This is a genomic window from Streptomyces sp. DF42, from assembly GCF_058267695.1.
The window spans coordinates 3658355-3674442 of sequence record NZ_CM177859.1; the positions used below are offsets into that span (position 1 = coordinate 3658355).

General features: G+C 71.3%; 12 protein-coding genes. 9 read left to right on the forward strand and 3 right to left on the reverse strand.

Features of this window, described 5'->3' with window-relative positions; translation table 11 throughout:
* The first annotated feature begins 69 nt into the window (after positions 1 to 69).
* The 4 genes from ACYUED_RS16645 (at position 70) to ACYUED_RS16660 (ending at position 7805) form a co-directional block, all read left to right on the forward strand.
* Positions 70 to 873 (forward strand): carbohydrate ABC transporter permease, encoded by an 804-nt coding sequence (locus tag ACYUED_RS16645; protein WP_491294287.1) that lies wholly within the window; start codon positions 70 to 72, stop codon positions 871 to 873.
* Positions 874 to 1006: 133 nt separating this feature from the next.
* Positions 1007 to 3214 (forward strand): bifunctional glycosyltransferase/CDP-glycerol:glycerophosphate glycerophosphotransferase, encoded by a 2208-nt coding sequence (locus ACYUED_RS16650; protein ID WP_491293061.1) that lies wholly within the window; start codon positions 1007 to 1009, stop codon positions 3212 to 3214.
* A 156-nt stretch (positions 3215 to 3370) separates the two neighbouring features.
* Positions 3371 to 5569 (forward strand): bifunctional glycosyltransferase/CDP-glycerol:glycerophosphate glycerophosphotransferase, encoded by a 2199-nt coding sequence (locus ACYUED_RS16655; protein WP_491293062.1) that lies wholly within the window; start codon positions 3371 to 3373, stop codon positions 5567 to 5569.
* A gap of 4 nt (positions 5570 to 5573) precedes the next feature.
* Positions 5574 to 7805, forward strand: coding sequence for a bifunctional glycosyltransferase/CDP-glycerol:glycerophosphate glycerophosphotransferase (locus ACYUED_RS16660; RefSeq protein WP_491293063.1), 2232 nt, complete (start codon positions 5574 to 5576; stop codon positions 7803 to 7805).
* A 218-nt stretch (positions 7806 to 8023) separates the two neighbouring features.
* Here ACYUED_RS16660 and ACYUED_RS16665 read toward each other — a convergent pair whose 3' ends face one another.
* A complete protein-coding gene (locus ACYUED_RS16665; protein WP_491293064.1) occupies positions 8024 to 8437 on the reverse strand; it encodes an organic hydroperoxide resistance protein in 414 nt (137 codons plus the stop codon).
* A 121-nt stretch (positions 8438 to 8558) separates the two neighbouring features.
* On the opposite strand from ACYUED_RS16665, the gene ACYUED_RS16670 reads away from it, so the two are divergent.
* A complete protein-coding gene (locus ACYUED_RS16670) occupies positions 8559 to 9053 on the forward strand; it encodes a MarR family winged helix-turn-helix transcriptional regulator (protein WP_491293065.1) in 495 nt (164 codons plus the stop codon).
* 16 nt (positions 9054 to 9069) lie between these two features.
* Here the strand turns inward: ACYUED_RS16670 and ACYUED_RS16675 are convergent, their stop codons facing one another.
* On the reverse strand, positions 9070 to 10692 hold the full coding sequence (locus tag ACYUED_RS16675) for a glycosyltransferase family 39 protein (RefSeq protein ID WP_491293066.1): 1623 nt from the start codon (positions 10690 to 10692) through the stop codon (positions 9070 to 9072).
* 92 nt (positions 10693 to 10784) lie between these two features.
* Here ACYUED_RS16675 and ACYUED_RS16680 point away from each other — a divergent pair, with 92 nt between their 5' ends.
* Positions 10785 to 12056, forward strand: coding sequence for a glycosyltransferase 87 family protein (locus tag ACYUED_RS16680; protein ID WP_491293067.1), 1272 nt, complete (start codon positions 10785 to 10787; stop codon positions 12054 to 12056).
* 79 nt (positions 12057 to 12135) lie between these two features.
* Complete coding sequence (gene galE / locus ACYUED_RS16685) at positions 12136 to 13116, forward strand: UDP-glucose 4-epimerase GalE (protein ID WP_491293068.1); 981 nt, start codon at positions 12136 to 12138, stop codon at positions 13114 to 13116.
* A 313-nt stretch (positions 13117 to 13429) separates the two neighbouring features.
* On the opposite strand, the gene ACYUED_RS16690 is transcribed toward galE, so the two are convergent.
* Positions 13430 to 14068, reverse strand: a complete 639-nt coding sequence (locus tag ACYUED_RS16690) for a TetR/AcrR family transcriptional regulator (RefSeq protein ID WP_491293069.1) — start codon at positions 14066 to 14068, stop codon at positions 13430 to 13432.
* Between the two features lie 171 nt (positions 14069 to 14239).
* Here ACYUED_RS16690 and ACYUED_RS16695 point away from each other — a divergent pair, with 171 nt between their 5' ends.
* Both ACYUED_RS16695 and ACYUED_RS16700 read left to right on the forward strand, forming a co-directional pair.
* Positions 14240 to 15157, forward strand: a complete 918-nt coding sequence (locus ACYUED_RS16695) for an ABC transporter permease (RefSeq protein ID WP_491293070.1) — start codon at positions 14240 to 14242, stop codon at positions 15155 to 15157.
* A gap of 85 nt (positions 15158 to 15242) precedes the next feature.
* Complete coding sequence (locus ACYUED_RS16700; RefSeq protein ID WP_491294288.1) at positions 15243 to 16049, forward strand: ABC transporter ATP-binding protein; 807 nt, start codon at positions 15243 to 15245, stop codon at positions 16047 to 16049.
* The last annotated feature ends 39 nt before the right edge of the window (positions 16050 to 16088 follow it).

A 16088-nucleotide genomic window follows, 5' to 3' on the forward strand; every position in this document is an offset into this window, starting at 1 on the left:
CTCGACTCGACCGTGCGCGCCAAACGCTCCTTCGCCGCCCGGGTGGCGAGCGGCGCGGGGGGCGGGGTGATGCGGGTCTTCCTGATCCTGGTCGCCGTCTTCTGGCTGGTGCCCACCTTCGGGCTGCTGGTCTCGTCGTTCCGCGACCCGACCGACATCGCCACCTCCGGCTGGTGGAAGGTGTTCACCGCGCCGAGCCAGCTGACCGCCAGGAGCTACAAGTCGCTCCTGGAACAGGACGCGATCACCCACGCGCTGTTCAACACGGTCTGGATCACGGTCCCGGCCACCCTGCTCGTGGTGCTGCTGGGCGCGATGGCCGGATACGCCTTCGCGTGGATGGACTTCAAGGGCCGCGACTGGTGGTTCCTGGCCGTGGTCGCGCTGCTCGTCGTACCGGTCCAGGTGGCGCTGATCCCGCTGGCCGATCTCTTCGGCAAGATCGGGATCTTCGGCGACATCATCGGCGTGGTCCTCTTCCACGTCGGCTTCGGACTGCCGTTCGCCATCTTCCTGTTGCGGAACTTCTTCGCCGAGATCCCGCGCGAACTCCTGGAGGCGGCACGGCTGGACGGCGCCGGCGAGACACGCCTGTTCCTCACCGTGGTGCTGCCTCTCGGCGCACCGGCGATCGCGTCCCTCGGCATCTTCCAGTTCCTGTGGGTGTGGAACGACATGCTCGTGGCGCTGGTGTTCTCGAACGCCGAGTCGCAGCCGCTGACGGTCGCACTGCAGCAGCAGGTACGGCAGTTCGGCAACAACATCGACGTGCTCGCGCCCGGCGCGTTCATATCGATGGTGATCCCGCTGGTCGTGTTCTTCGCGTTCCAGCGGCAGTTCGTGTCCGGGGTGATGGCGGGCGCGGTCAAGTAACCCCACGGCAAGGGAAAAGGGGGGCGCCGTTCACCCGGTGTCCCCCTTATGCCGTACGAAACCGTAACCAAGTCACTCCATCGGCCGTTCCCGGGCAAGGCCCAGTCGTCCGCGCCGACCCCATGGATGTGCCTTGCCCAGGTTCAGTGTCATCGTCCCCGCGTACAAGGTTCAGGCGTATCTGCACGAGTGCCTGGAATCGGTGCTCTCGCAGTCGTATCCCGATCTCGAACTGATCGCGGTCGACGACTGCTCGCCGGACGGATGCGGCGCGATCATCGACGAGTTCGCCGCCCGCGACCCACGCGTACGCCCCGTGCATCTGGCCGAGAACCAGGGCCTGGGCCGCGCCCGCAACGCCGGCATCGAGCAGGCGAGCGGCGACTACCTGGTCTTCCTGGACAGCGACGACACCCTCACTCCGAACGCCCTGCGCTCGATCGCGGACCGGCTGAAGGAGACGGGCGAACCGGACGTCATCGTCTACGACTACGCGCGCACCTACTGGTCGGGCGAGTCCGTCCGCAACGTGGTCTCCGCCCAGCTCACCGAAGAGGGCCCGGCCCCCTTCCGGCTGAAGGACCGCCCCGGCCTGCTGGCCCTGCTGATGGTGGCCTGGAACAAGGCGTACCGGCGGGAGTTCGTCGAGCGCGAGGGCTTCACCTTCCCTCCCGGCTACTACGAGGACACCCCGTGGACCTTCCCGGTCCTGATGTCCGCCGAGTCGATCACGACCCTGGACCGGGTGTGCGTCCACTACCGCCAGCGCCGCCAGGGCAACATCCTCGGCACCACCAGCGTCAAGCACTTCGACCTCTTCGAGCAGTACGACCGTGTCTTCGCGTTCCTCGACGAGCGCCCCGAACTCGCCTGCTGGCGGCCGGTGTTGTTCCGCCGCATGGTCGACCATCTGACGAAGGTCTTCGCCCGCCGCGACCGTCTGCCCCGCGGCTGCCGCGCCGAGTTCCTGCGCAAGGCCCGTGCTCACTACCGCCGTTACCGCGTTCCCGGCGCCCCGGTCCCGCCGCACTCACGCCTGCGGTACACCCTGATCCGCTGGGGCCTGCACCGCACGTACCGGGCACTGCAGGGCGCGGCAGCCCTGCGCCGCCAGGCGGGCAAGCTCGCCGTCAAACTCCTGCGCACGGCCAGGGCGACGGCCCTGCGTCTGCACTACCGCATCCAGCTCCGGCTCCCGCTGCGTGCCGACCGCGCCGTCTTCGCCGGGCACGACGGCCGTGGGCACGGCGGCAACCCGGCCGCGCTGGAGGATGCCTTCCGCGCGCTCGCGCCGCACATCCGCACGGCGTGGCTCGCCCGCCCCGACACGGCCGCCCACTGGACGGCCCTGGCCCGCTCCAAGTACCTCGTGAGCGACACCGACTTCGAGCCCGGGACGGTCAAGCGACGCGGCCAGATCCTGATCCAGACCCAGCGCGGCACTCCGCTGGGACATACGGGCCTCGACCTCCAGGAGCGCCCGGCCGCGGCACGTGACGTGGACTTCGAAAGGCTCCTCGACGGCGTCGACACATGGGACTACGTCCTGTCGGCCAACCGCCACTCCACCCTCGTCTGGGAGCGCGTCTTCCCGGGCGGCTACACCACGCTCGAATACGGCCACCCCCGCAACGACGTGTTCCAGAAGGCGGCTTCGACGGACGTGGCCCGGTTGCGCGCGTCCCTGGGGATCCCCGACGACAGCGTCGCGATCCTCTACGCACCCGCCCACCGCGACCACCGCCGCACCCAGCGCTCCGACCTCGACCTGGAACGCCTGCTGCGCCGCCTCGGCCCCCGCTTCGTCGTCCTCGCCCGCACCCACGGGCCCGTCCAGCAGGGTGCGCGGATCATCGACGTCACCGGCCGTCCGAGCGTGGAGGACCTCTGTCTCGCCTCGGACGTGCTGCTCACCGACTACTCGTCGATCATGTTCGACTACGCCAACCTGGACCGCCCGATCGTGGTCCACGCCGCCGACGACGACTGGGCGGCCTACGAGGCGGCCCGCGGCACCTACTTCGACGTGCGGTCCTTCGCGCCCGGCGCGGTCGGGCGCAATGAGGACGAGCTGATCGACATCTTCGCCACCGGCCACTGGCGCGGCTCCCGCTCCAGCCAGCTGCGCACCGCCTTCCGCGAGCGCTTCTGCCCGTACGACGACGGACGCGCCAGCGAGCGGGTCGTACGCCATGTCGTCCTGGGCGGAAAGGATGTCCCGGCGTTCGTCCCGCTCGAGGAGCGCCACCCCGTCCCGTCGGTGGCCGCGACCCTCGCGCGCTCCCCGCAAGCCACCGTGCCGCAACCCACCGGGCCCCTGACCGTCACCGACAGCCTCTGAACGCCGTTCTCACTCCGGGGAGTTCGCATGCCCTCCAGCCCGTCGCGGCCCACACCGAGCCGGCCGTCCACCTGGCGTCCCACCGGGCGGCCGGGCCGGCGCCGCGCGGGCTGAGACGCACCCCGGGCCCGCAGGAACATCGACAGAAAGAGCAGAATGCCCCGCTTCAGCATCATCGTCCCGTCCCATGGGGTGACAGGCCGGCTGTCCCAGGCACTGGACTCCGTGCTCGCCCAGTCCTTCGGCGACTTCGAGCTGATTCCGGTCTGCGACGCCCCCGAGGCGCCCGCGGCGGACGTCGTCGCCGGGTTCGCCGAGCGCGACTCCCGGGTGGCCCCGGTGCACTCACCCCCGTCGGGCGGGCTGGCCGGGGCCCGCAACTGCGGGATGCGGGCGGCGACCGGCGCGTATCTGGTGTTCCTCGACTGCGACGACCTCCTCGTCCCCGGCGCCCTGGCCGCACTGGACGCACGCCTGACCGAGACCGGTGACGTCGACGTCCTGTACGTCGAGCACGAGCGCGTCCCCTGGTGGGAGGGCGAGCCGAGCAACCCGGCCGCACTGCTCCTGCCCAGGACACCGGCGGGCGCCTTCTCCCCCGACCAGGTGCCCGCGCTTACGGGCGTGCAGTTGCCCGCGTGGAGTGCGGCCTACCGCAGGGCCTTCCTCATCGAGCAGCAACTCACCTTTCCCGAGGGCCACTTCACCGATATCGGCTTCGGAGGATCGGTCACGCTGAAGGCCGAGAGGGTCGCGGTACTGCGCCAGGCCGTCGTACGGCATCTGGTGCGCAGGCAAGGCAGCCGGCTCGCGCTGCCCGGCGAGCACCATCTCGAACTCCTCGCCCAGACCGACCTGGTCCTCACCCGCGCCGCCGAACAGGGCCTGCCCGCCGACCGGTTGGTCCCGCTGTTCGAGCAGCTCTTCGCGGCCGTGCTGAAGACCGCCGTCCATCCGAAGCGGCTGCCCGCCAAGCGCCGCATCTTCTTCCGGCTGGCGAGCAGGCTGTACCGCCGTCACCGCCCGGCCGGCCACCGCATGCCGGGCGGCAGTCTCGGCGTCCAGCACCGGCTGCTGGCGACCGGGGCGTACACGGCCTTCCGAGCCCTGCGGGGCGTCAACCAGTCGGCGTCGAAGGCCGCCGAGCACCTCCCGCGCCCCCGCATGGTGCGCACGCGTCTGCGGTACGCGGCCAATCTGCGCCGCCCGCTGGATCCGAACCTGGCGGTGTACTGCGCCTATTGGGGCCGCGGCTACGCCTGCAACCCGGCCGCGATCCACGCCAAGGCCCGCGAACTCGCCCCGCATCTGCGCTCGGTGTTCCTGGTCGAGCCGGACCAGGCGCACACCGTGCCGCAGGACATCGAGCATGCGGTGATCGGCAGCGCGAAGTACTGGGACGTGCTGGCCCGCGCCACGTACCTGGTCAACAACGCCAACTTCGCGGACGCGGTCGTCAAGCGCCCCGGCAGCGTGCACCTGTCGACCCAGCACGGCACCCCGCTGAAGAAGATGGGCGTGGACCAGGCGACGTATCCCGTGGTGGCGGCCGCGACCGGCAGCTTCACCAAGCTGCTGGCCCGCATCGACCGCTGGGACTACAACCTCACCTCCAACCGTCACTCCACGCAGATGTGGGAGCGGGCCTTCCCGGCCGCGCACGAAACGCTCGAGTACGGCTATCCGCGCAACGACGTCTACTACACGGCGACGGCGGCGGACGTCGCCCGGATCCGGGCGGAGCTGGGGATCCCGGAGGGCAAGACGGCCGTCCTCTACGCGCCGACCCACCGCGACTACCACACCGGCTTCGACACCGGCCTGGACCTGGAGGCCTTCTGCGAGGAGGCCGGCGAGGACATCGTCGTCCTCCTGCGGGCCCACTACTTCTACGACCAGGGCACGGCACGGAACACCGGCCGGATCATCGACGTCACCGCGCACCGCTCCTCCGAGGACGTGTGCCTGGCCGCCGACGCCCTGATCACCGACTACTCGTCGATCATGTTCGACTACGCCAACCTGGACCGGCCCGTCGTCGTGTACGCGGACGACTGGGACGTCTACCGGGAGACCCGGGGCGTCTACTTCGACCTGATGGAGGCCCCGCCGGGCCCGGTGGCACGGACACCCGGCGAACTCGCCCGCGTCTTTCGCGACGGCTCCTGGGCGTCGCCCGAGTCCACGGCCGCGCGCGCCGCCTTCCGGGAGCGTTTCTGCCAGTTCGACGACGGTCGCGCCGCCGAGCGCGTCGTACGCCGGGTGCTGCTGGGAGAGCCACCCGAGTCGATCCCGCCCGTGATCCCGCTCGCCGAGCGCACCCCGGCCCCGGTCCCCGCCCTTGTGAGGAACTGAACCCGTGCCCCGCTTCAGCATCATCGTCCCCGTCTTCAAGGTGCAGGGCTTCCTGCGCGAGTGCATCGACTCGGTGCTCGGACAGTCGTACCCCGACTTCGAGGTGATCGCCGTCGACGACCGCTCGCCCGACTTCTGCGGCGCGATCCTCGACGAGTACGCGGAGCGCGACGAGCGGGTGCGGGTGCTGCACCTGCCCGAGAACGTCGGCCTCGGCCGGGCCCGCAACGCCGGCCTGGAGCAGGCGCGCGGCGACTACGTCCTCTTCCTCGACAGCGACGACTTCTACACGCCCGGTCTGCTGGCCGCCGTCGCCGACCGGCTGAAGAGCGCCGAGGACCCGGACATCCTGGTCTTCGACCACGTACGCACCCACTGGTGGGGGCGGGGCGGCCCCAGTGACGCCTCCACCCTGCTGGCCGCGGCGGGCCAGGACGTCTTCGACCTCCGTCAGAGCCCGCAGTACGTCCACCTGTTCCTGGTCGCCTGGAACAAGGCGTACCGGCGCGACTTCTTCCAGGAGCACGGCCTGCAGTACGCGCCCGGCCTGTACGAGGACGCGCCGGTCACCTACCGGTCGATGGTGCTGGCCGAGCGCATCGCCTGTCTGAACCGGATCGGCGTCGAGTACCGGCAGCGGCGGCAGGGCGCCATCACCAAGACCCCGGGGCGCCGGCACTTCGACATCTTCACGCAGTACGAGGGCCTGTTCGCGTTCCTGGAGGAGCATGACGACCTCGCCTGGGCGCGCCCGCTGCTGTTCGAACGGGCCCTGGACCACATGCTGTTCGTGATCGCCCGCGAGGACCGGGTGACCCTGGCGGACCGCGGCAACTTCTACCGCGAGATCCGCGCCTTCCACGAGCGGCACTGTCCCGAGGGCTTCGTGCCGCCGGACGGAGACCGCGGCACGGAGATGCGGCTGCTGGCCTCGGCGCCGTACGCCTCGTACGCGGCCCTGCGCGCGTCGCGCGGCCTGCGCAGGCTCGCCGGGGCCGGCAGGAGGCGCACGCTGGGCAGGGCGTCGACGGCGGCCCAGCACGCCTCGTACCGGGCCCAGTCGAAGCTGCCGCTCGATCCGCACCTCGCCGTCTACTCGGCGACCCACCATGCGGGCGTGCACGGCGACCCGGCCGCGATCCACGCCAAGGCCCGCGAACTGGCGCCGCACATCCACGGGGTGTGGGTGGTCCGGGAGGACGCGGTGGACTCGCTGCCGCCCGGCATCGACCATGTGACGCCGGGCTCGCGGCGCTACCGCTCGGTCATGGCGCGGGCCACGTACTGGGTGAACAACGTCAACTGGCCCGGCGCGCTGGTCAAACGCCCCGGCCAGATCCACCTGCACACCCATCAGGGCACCCCGCTCAAGTACATGGGCGCCGACCTGCTGACCAAGCCCGGCGCCCGGCACGGGTTCAGCGTGCCGAAGATGCTGCACCGCGCCGACCGCTGGGACCTGAGCCTGGTCGCCAACCGCCACTCCGAGCTGGTGTGGGACCGGGCGTATCCCTGTCACTTCACCTCGCTGCGGACGGGCAGCCCGCGCAACGACGTACTGGTCGACCCGGCGGCGGATCACGGCGCGGCCGTCCGCGCGCGGCTCGGCGTCCCCGCCGGGAACACGGTCGTGCTGTACGCCCCGACCCGCCGCGAGTACCGGCGCGGCGGGCACGTCGACCGGATCGACCTGGCCCGGTTCGCCGCGGACCTCGGCGCCGGACACACCCTCGTCGTACGCCTGCACCCCTGTCTCGCCACCGGCACGACGCGCGGGCTCGGACTCGCCGATCTGCACGCACGCGGCGTGCTGATCGACGCCACGGACGAGCCGCACGTCGAGGACCTGATGCTCGCCTCCGACGTACTGGTCACCGACTACTCGGCCCTGATGTTCGACTACGCCAACCTGGACCGGCCGATCGTGATCCACGCCGACGACTGGGGCGCGTACGCGGCGAGCCGGGGTGCCTACTTCGACATCACCGCCGAGGCGCCGGGCCATGTGTCGCGCTCCTACCGGGAGTTGGCGTGGCTGTTCGCCTCGGAGACATGGCGGGACGAGGAGTCGGCGGGCCTCAGGGCCGGCTTCCGGGAGCGGTTCTGCGAGTTCGACGACGGGCGGGCCGCCGAGCGGGTCGTCCGGACGCTGCTGCTCGGCGAGCAGATGCCGGAACCGGCGGCAACCCCCGCGCTGCCCGCCCCGGCCGCTGAACGGGCCCACTCGATGAGCTGACGTCCGCCGTTCCGGCGCTCCTCGGGGGACCTACGGTGGCGGCGCATCGGCCCTGGGGGCTGCCGAGGAGGGTGCTGTGCCGGGGGCGGTGGCGTTCGTCCGCCCCCGGCCCGCCCGGGACGAACGACAGCGCGGACGCCGGGTCGCCGACGTCCGCGCTCACTTCTCCCCGGCGGGACCCGGGCCGGGCCCGAGGCGGGTCCGGTGATCCGTGGGGGCTACTCGATGACGAGGTCGACCTCGATGTTGCCGCGGGTGGCGTTGGAGTAGGGGCACACCTGGTGGGCGGTCTCGACGAGCTTGCGGCGGGTCGCCTCGTCCACGGTGTCCGGAAGCTCGATGCGGAGGGTGACCTTGAGGGCGAAGCCCTCGCCCTGCTTGCCTATGCCGACCTCGGCGGTCACGGCGGCGTCGCTGACGTCGACCTTCGCCTGGCGGCCGACGAGGCCGAGGGCGCTGCCGAAGCAGGCGGCGTATCCGGCGGCGAACAGCTGCTCCGGGTTGGTGCCCTCGCCGTTGCCGCCCAGCTCCACCGGGGGGGCCAGCTTGAGGTCGATCTTGCCGTCGTTGGAAACGGCGCGACCGTCACGGCCGTGGGTGGCGGTGGCGACAGCGGTGTAGAGCGCGTCCATGGATGACCATCCCTCTCGAGTTCACGTTCGGCGGCTCTTCCGTGGCCGCCTCACGGCCATAAGTAGAGCACACAATTCAGTTGTGCACAACTGAATGGCTCGCAAGAGCTATCCTGGAGGCATGACCACCGAGCCCGAGACCCCCGCGACCGACTGGCTCCGCCTCGACCAGCAGATCTGCTTCTCCCTGCACGCCGCCTCGCGCGCCTTCGGCGGCGTCTACCGCGTGGTCCTCAAGGACCTCGGGCTCACCTATCCCCAGTACCTGGTGATGCTGCTGCTGTGGGAGCACGGCGATCTGCCGGTCAAGAAGCTGGGCGAACACCTGCGGCTCGACTCCGGCACCCTGTCCCCGCTGCTCAAGCGGCTGGAGGCGGCCGGTCTGGTACGGCGTGAGCGCAGCGCCCGCGACGAGCGCTCGGTCGAGGTCCGGCTGACCGAGCAGGGCACGGCGTTGCGCGAGCGCGCGGTGCAGGTACCGCGCCGCATCGCCGCGGCGACGGGCTTCGACGTCGACGAGATCCGCACCCTGCGCGCCCGCCTCGACGAGCTGACCCACGCCCTGGACGCGGCCGTGCCCTCGGAGTCGGCGGGGCGTCCGGAACAACGGGCATAGGCCGTGACCCGCCGGACTACGGACGGGACGGCAACCCCGGCAGCCTCTCGCAGCCTGGCGGCGGACAGGGTGAGCCGCTGGTGGGCCGGGCGGTCGCTCCCAGGGCCGCCGCGGGCGGAGAAGCCGTCGTCCGCGCCGGGCGGCGGACGTAGAGGCGCAGGGTCACGCGGCCGCTGACGTATTTCTCGCGGGCGGTGAACTGCTCCTCCACGAGCGCGAGTTTGATGCGGTCGGCCCGGTTGCCCGGACGCAGCCGCGAGCGCAGCAGCCTCGAATCGGCGACGACCCAGACGCGGGCCGCGCCGAGGAGCTTGTGCCGTAGGTCGCCGGGGGCGGATTCGCGGCCGCTGAGGGTGCCCGACCGGGGCCCCGACTCCCGGAGCGCGACGTCGCGGGCCTGGCTGAACCCCTTCGGATACGTCAGTGCCGCGAGCCGCCAGGTCGACGGCAGGTACAGCACCGGATCGCCGGGGCGGATGTCGTGGGCGGCGACGGCGGCGACGGCGGCGAGGTTCTCGGGGCGGTGCGCCGGGGAGCGGTCCTGCCGGTAGAGGGGGAGGCACTGGACGAAGGCGAGGCCGACGGTCAGGACACCGGTGAGGGTGACGTAGCGGCCGTAGCGCCGCCGGCTGCCGAGGGGTCGCAGGTGCCCCAGGGCCACGGCCACCCGGTCGAGGCCCGCGGCTGTCAGCAACGGCGCCCCCGCCAGCGCGTACAGCACATACCGCTCGTGATACAGCGGCCGGTACTGCGACACGGTCATCAGGATCGCCGGCGGCAGCACGAGCAACGGGAACGCGACCACCGCCGGCCGCCCTGCCCCGAGCCCCACCACCATCAGCAGGACGCACACCCAGAACGCCGCCCCCGTCGGACCGGCGGCGAAGTCTCCCACCAGCGCCTCCGCGTTGTCCCACCCGGGCGCGACCAGCCAGGCCACCTGCCCCGACTGCCGCTGGGACACCCACACCAGGGGCAGCACAACGACCCCCACCAGCGCCGCCGCCCGCACCCAGTCGAGCCACACCCCCCTCGGCACCCGCGCGAGCAGCAGGGTCACGGCATGCGCGCACAGCGCCAGAACCACCAGCTCGTGCAGCAGACAGGTCACGGCGAGGAGACCCCCGTACCGCCACCACCACCCCCGCCGCGGCCGGCCCTCCACGGCCGACACCAGCAGCAGCGTCGCCCCGGCCACACCCGCCGCGACGATCGCGTACGACCGTCCCTCCTGCGCGTAGTGGCCGGTCAGAGGTGTGACCGCGTAGAGCAGCCCGGCCCACAGCCCGACTCTCGGCCGGGCCAGCCGGACGCCCAGGGCAGCGACCAGGCCGGCCGTCGCGGCCGCCCCGCACACGGACGGCAGGCGCAGGACGACCTCGCCGGGGTGGACGGCGAGCACGACGTGCATGAACAGGTAGTACAGGCCGTGCACCGCGTCCATCCCGTGGAGCAGCTGCCAGATCTGCGGCACCGTCCGCCGCCCGACCAGGAAGGTGACGCTCTCGTCGCCCCACATGCCACCGCGGTCGAGACCCCACAGCCCGATCGCGAGTATGGCCGCGACGGGCACCGCCACGGCCACGATCTCCGCACGCACCCACCGACGGTTCGCCCGTCCCGCGTCCTCGATCTCCACACGGCTGATTTTGTGTGGTTGGCGAGCGCTTAACGGGGATTGACGGTGTTTTAGCTCTAACACACCATTCGCCCGGCTTACCATCCGCCGTGATGAATGCAGCGATCACCCTTGTCCGCACACACCGTCTCCTCACACTCGGCACCGCCTGGCTCGCCACCCGTGCCCTGATGCTGTGGCTGCTCGCGCACAACGCGACGCCACTGCTCGGCCGGGGCGGGGTAGCACGGGAGGTGTGGCGCCTGTACCACCACTGGTACGGCGTCCTCGCACACGGCGCCTTCCCCGCGCACGACCCGCTGTGGCAGTACCCCCCGGGCGCCGGCGCGGTACTGCTGTCGCCCGTACTGCTGCCGGGCCTGACCTACTTTCAGGCGTTCGTGGCTCTCACCCTCGCCGCCGACGCGGCGATCACACTGGCCCTGGCCCACTCGGGCACCCGTACCGGCCGCACCCTCCTCGGGGCCGCGATGTGGGTGGCCGGTCTCCCGCTCCTCCTGCACGTCCCGCTCGCCCGCTACGACTTGCAGGTCACGGCGTTCGCCGTCCTCTCCCTGTTGACGTTGTCGCGCTCCACGCGCGCGTACGGGGCACTGGCGGCGCTCGGCGCGCTGGTGAAGGTGTGGCCGGCGCTGGTGCTGCTGGGTACCCCGAGGGGGCGCACGACGCGTTCCGCGTGGGTCTGGGCCGCCGTCACCGGGGCCGGGTCGCTCGCGCTCCTGTCGGCGCTGTTCGCCAACCCGCTGGCGTTCCTGCGGCAACAGGGCGGCCGGGGCGTGCAGATCGAGTCGCTCGGCGGCACGGCGCTCGCCCTGGCCACGCATGCCGGGTGGCCGGGGAAAGTCCGCTACCAGTACGGCGCGCTGGAGTTCACGGGACCGCATGTGCGGACCGTCGCGCACGTGTCCCTCGCGCTCACGGCGGTCGCCTTCGGGCTGCTGCTCCTGTGGCGGCTGCGGGCCCGGCACTGGACGCCCGCGACGCCGTACGACGCGGCGCTGAGCGCGGTGCTGCTGTTCACCGTCACCAGCCGGGTGATCAGCCCGCAGTACATGATCTGGCTGCTGGGCACGGCCGCCGTGTGCCTGACCTCGCGGCACACCGTGCAACGCCCGGCAGCCGCCCTGATCCTGGTGGCGACCGCGCTCAGCGCCGTCGCCTATCCGACCCTGTACGCCCAGGTCAGGGCCTGCACGTGGACGGGCTGCGGCCTGATGCTCGCCCGCAACGGGCTGCTCGCCGTGGCCGCCGTACTGTCCTTCACCCGCCTGTGGCGCTCCACCGCCACCCCGCCCACGAAGCGGAACCGGGCACCACAGATGTCCCCCGATTCACGGGGCGTTGCACCGGTGGTGCACGTATGACTCCGCGGGCCTGCTTCACTGATACCGACCTCAGCGCACATCGCACACCTCAGGCCAACTGACGAGGGGACGGCCGAACATGACCTGGCTGATCACCGGCGGTGCCGGCTACATCGGGGCGCACGTCGTCCGGGCGATGTCCGAGGCGGGCGAGAGGGCCGTGGTGTACGACGACCTGTCGACGGGCATCGCCGAGCGCGTGCCGGACGGGGTGCCGCTGGTGGTGGGTTCGACGCTGGACGGCGAGCGGGTCGGGCGGGTGCTCGCGGACCACGACGTCACCGGGGTCGTGCATCTGGCGGCGAAGAAGCAGGTGGGCGAGTCGGTGGACCTGCCCCTGCACTACTACCGGGAGAACGTCGAGGGCCTGCGCGTCCTCCTGGAGGCCGTGACGGCGGCCGACGTGCCGTCCTTCGTGTTCTCGTCGTCCGCGGCCGTCTACGGCATGCCGGACGTGGACCTGGTGACGGAGGAGACGCCCTGCGTGCCGATGTCGCCGTACGGCGAGACGAAGCTGGCCGGCGAGTGGCTGGTCCGCGCGACGGGCCGGGCGACCGGCCTGTCCACAGCCTCTCTGCGCTACTTCAACGTGGCGGGCGCGGCGACCCCCCGGCTCGCGGACACCGGAGTCTTCAACCTGATCCCGATGGTCTTCGAGAAGCTCACCGAGAACGCACCCCCGCGCATCTTCGGCGACGACTATGCGACCCCCGACGGGACGTGTGTACGCGACTACATCCACGTGGTGGACCTGGCCGAGGCACATGTCGCGGCGGCCCGCGCGCTCCGGTCGTCCCCCGGCCGCGACCTCACCCTCAACATCGGCCGCGGGGAGGGCGTCTCCGTCCGCGAAATGATCGACCACATCAACGCGATCACGGGCTACGACCGCTCCCCGACCGTCACCCCGCGCCGCCCCGGCGACCCACCCCGAGTCGTCGCCTCCGCCGACCGCGCCGCCACCGAACTGGCCTGGAAGGCCAAGCACGACATCCAGGACATGATCACCTCGGCCTGGGAGGGCTGGGTGCGACTCCATCCGGAGGCGTCGCGGGACTAGTGCCGCGTCAGCCAGGGTGCACCCCGTCGCGACGCCCGGCACACGCGCCCCCGCCCTCGAACCGGCTCCGCCCGGCTCGGGCGGGGGGACCGCCTTCGCCGCACCGGCCGAAAGCGGTCCCAAGTACGTCCGGTACGAGGACTTCCGGCCGGCACGCCGAGAGCAGGTACCGGACGCCGCTCCTTGACGGGCAAACCTTGGCTGACGCGGCACTGGCTTGCCGAGGCGCCGCCGTCGACCTCCGCGGCGCGGCGACTCGCTCCACGGCCACCGGCGGCCGGGGAGCGCAGCGTACTCGCAGCGCCTGAGACGCTCACAGCGCCTTGAGCGCCTCCGCGGTGGCCCGCGCGAGCGCCCCGAGATACCCCTTCGGCAGCTTCGGGCTGCGGATCACCACCGAGCGCCAGTACAGGGGACCCGAGATCAGGTCGAGGGCCAGCTCGTCGTCGAACCCGTCGCGGATCTCGCCGCGCCGCTCGGCGGCCACCAGGATCTTGCTGGCCACGCCCTCCTGCCCCTCCCTCAGCGTCTTCTGCATCGCCTCGGCGATCTCGGGGTTGCGGGCGGCCTCGGCCTGCAGGTCCGGGATGATCTGCGAGGCCACCGGGTGGCGCAGGGCGCGCGAGGTGACCTCGTACAGCAGGCGCAGGTCGCCCTCCAGGGAGCCCGTGTCCGGCGTCGGCAGGCCCATCACCGCGATCGCCGAGACGACGTCGAGCACCAGGTGCAGCTTGGAGCGCCAGCGGCGGTAGACCGCGGTCTTGCCGACGCCCGCGCGGCGCGCGATCCCCTCGATGGACATCCGCGCATAGCCGACTGCCGCGAGCTCCTCGAAGACGGCCGCCCGGATGGCTTCCGTCACGTCCTCGCGGAGTACGGCCGCCCCGGCGGGGGCACGGCGGCGCGGACGCGTCTGGGGCTCGTCGGCGTTCGTCGTCATGCGGACCAGCATAGGGCGTTACGACGAAACGGTTGCGTTCCGACGTCAAATCGGCCTACGCTCCCGTTGCGACGATACGGTCCCGTCCCGACGTAAGAGAACATGAAGAGAAGCGTAAGGAAACGTGGGGCAACGGGCCGGCCGGACGCCAGCATCCCCTCCCCCCGAGCGAAAGCAGCGGATGTGAGCCAGGTCATCCACACACCGCCCCCGGCGCCGGCCCCGGCCGACGACGACCTCGCGGCGCTCGCCGCACGGCACGGCCTGTCGGTCAGCGGTGCCCGTCCCTCCCTGCCCGCGTACGTCCGGCAGTTGTGGGACCGGCGCCACTTCATCACGGCGTTCGCCACGGCCAAGCTCACGGCGCAATACAGCCAGGCGAAGCTCGGCCAGGTCTGGCAGGTCATGACCCCGCTGCTGAACGCGGCGGTGTACTACTTCATCTTCGGCGTCCTGCTGCACACCAAGAAGGGCGTGCCTGACTACATCCCGTTCCTGGTCACGGGCGTGTTCATCTGGACGTTCACGCAGAGCTCGATCATGGCGGGCACCCGCGCGATCTCCGGCAACCTCGGCCTGGTCCGGGCGCTGCACTTCCCGCGGGCCGCGCTGCCGATCTCCTTCTGCCTGCAGCAGCTCCAGCAGCTGCTGTTCTCGATGGCCGCCCTGGTCGTCATCCTGCTCTGCTTCGGCGTGCCGGTCGCCTTCTCCTGGGTGCTGGCGATCCCGGCCCTCGTGCTGCAGTTCACCTTCAACGCGGGCGTCGCGATGATCATGGCGCGGATGGGTGCCAAGACGCCGGACATCGCGCAGCTGATGCCCTTCGTGCTGCGCACCTGGATGTACATCTCGGGCGTCATGTGGAACATCGACAAGCTGACCGGCAAGGGCAGCGGGCTGCCGCACTGGGTGGCCCCGGCCCTCAAGGCCAATCCGGCCGCCGTCTACATCGACCTGATGCGCTACGCCCTGATCGACAGCTTCCACTCGCACCAGCTGCCGCCCCACGTGTGGGTGCTCTCGGTGGGCTGGGCGCTGCTCGCCGGCGTCGGCGGCTTCATCTACTTCTGGAAGGCTGAGGAGACGTACGGCCGTGGCTGAGTACACCAACGAGTTCACCGACGAGTACGCGGACGCGTACACCGACGCGCTCCCCCAGCTCACCGACGCGCTCCCCGCCGACCAGATCCCCACGGTCGTCGCCGACGGCGTCGACATCGTCTACCGGGTCAACGGCACCGGCGCCGGACGCGGCTCCGCGACCGCCGCCCTCAACCGCATGCTGCGCCGGGGGCAGGCCGAGAAGGCGGCGGGCGTGCGCAAGGTGCACGCCGTCAAGAACGTGTCGTTCGTCGCCTACAAGGGCGAGGCGATCGGCCTGATCGGCACCAACGGCTCGGGCAAGTCGACGCTGCTGAAAGCGGTCGCGGGCCTGCTGCCGGTGGAGAACGGCCATATCTACACCCACGGCCAGCCCTCTCTCCTCGGCGTCAACGCGGCCCTGATGGGCGACCTGACCGGCGAGCGCAACGTCTACCTCGGCGGCCTCGCCATGGGCATGTCCCGCGAGGAGGTCAAGGAGCGCTACCAGGACATCGTCGACTTCTCCGGCATCAACGAGAAGGGCGACTTCATCACCCTGCCGATGCGCACGTACTCCTCCGGCATGGGCGCCCGTCTGCGCTTCTCCATCGCCGCCGCCAAGGACCACGACGTGCTCCTCATCGACGAGGCGCTCGCCACCGGCGACCGGTCCTTCCAGAAGCGGTCCGAGGAACGCATCCGCGAACTGCGCAAACACGCGGGCACGGTGTTCCTGGTCAGCCACAACAACAAGTCGATCCGCGACACCTGCGAACGCGTGCTGTGGCTGGAGCGCGGCGAACTGCGCATGGACGGACCGACCGAGGACGTCATGAGGGAGTACGAGGCCTTCACCGGTGACAAGAGCGACAAGGCCAAGCCGAAGCCCAAGGTCGCCGTCGCCTCCTGACTGCCTGACGTTCTGACGTTCTGACGCTTCAACGACGAG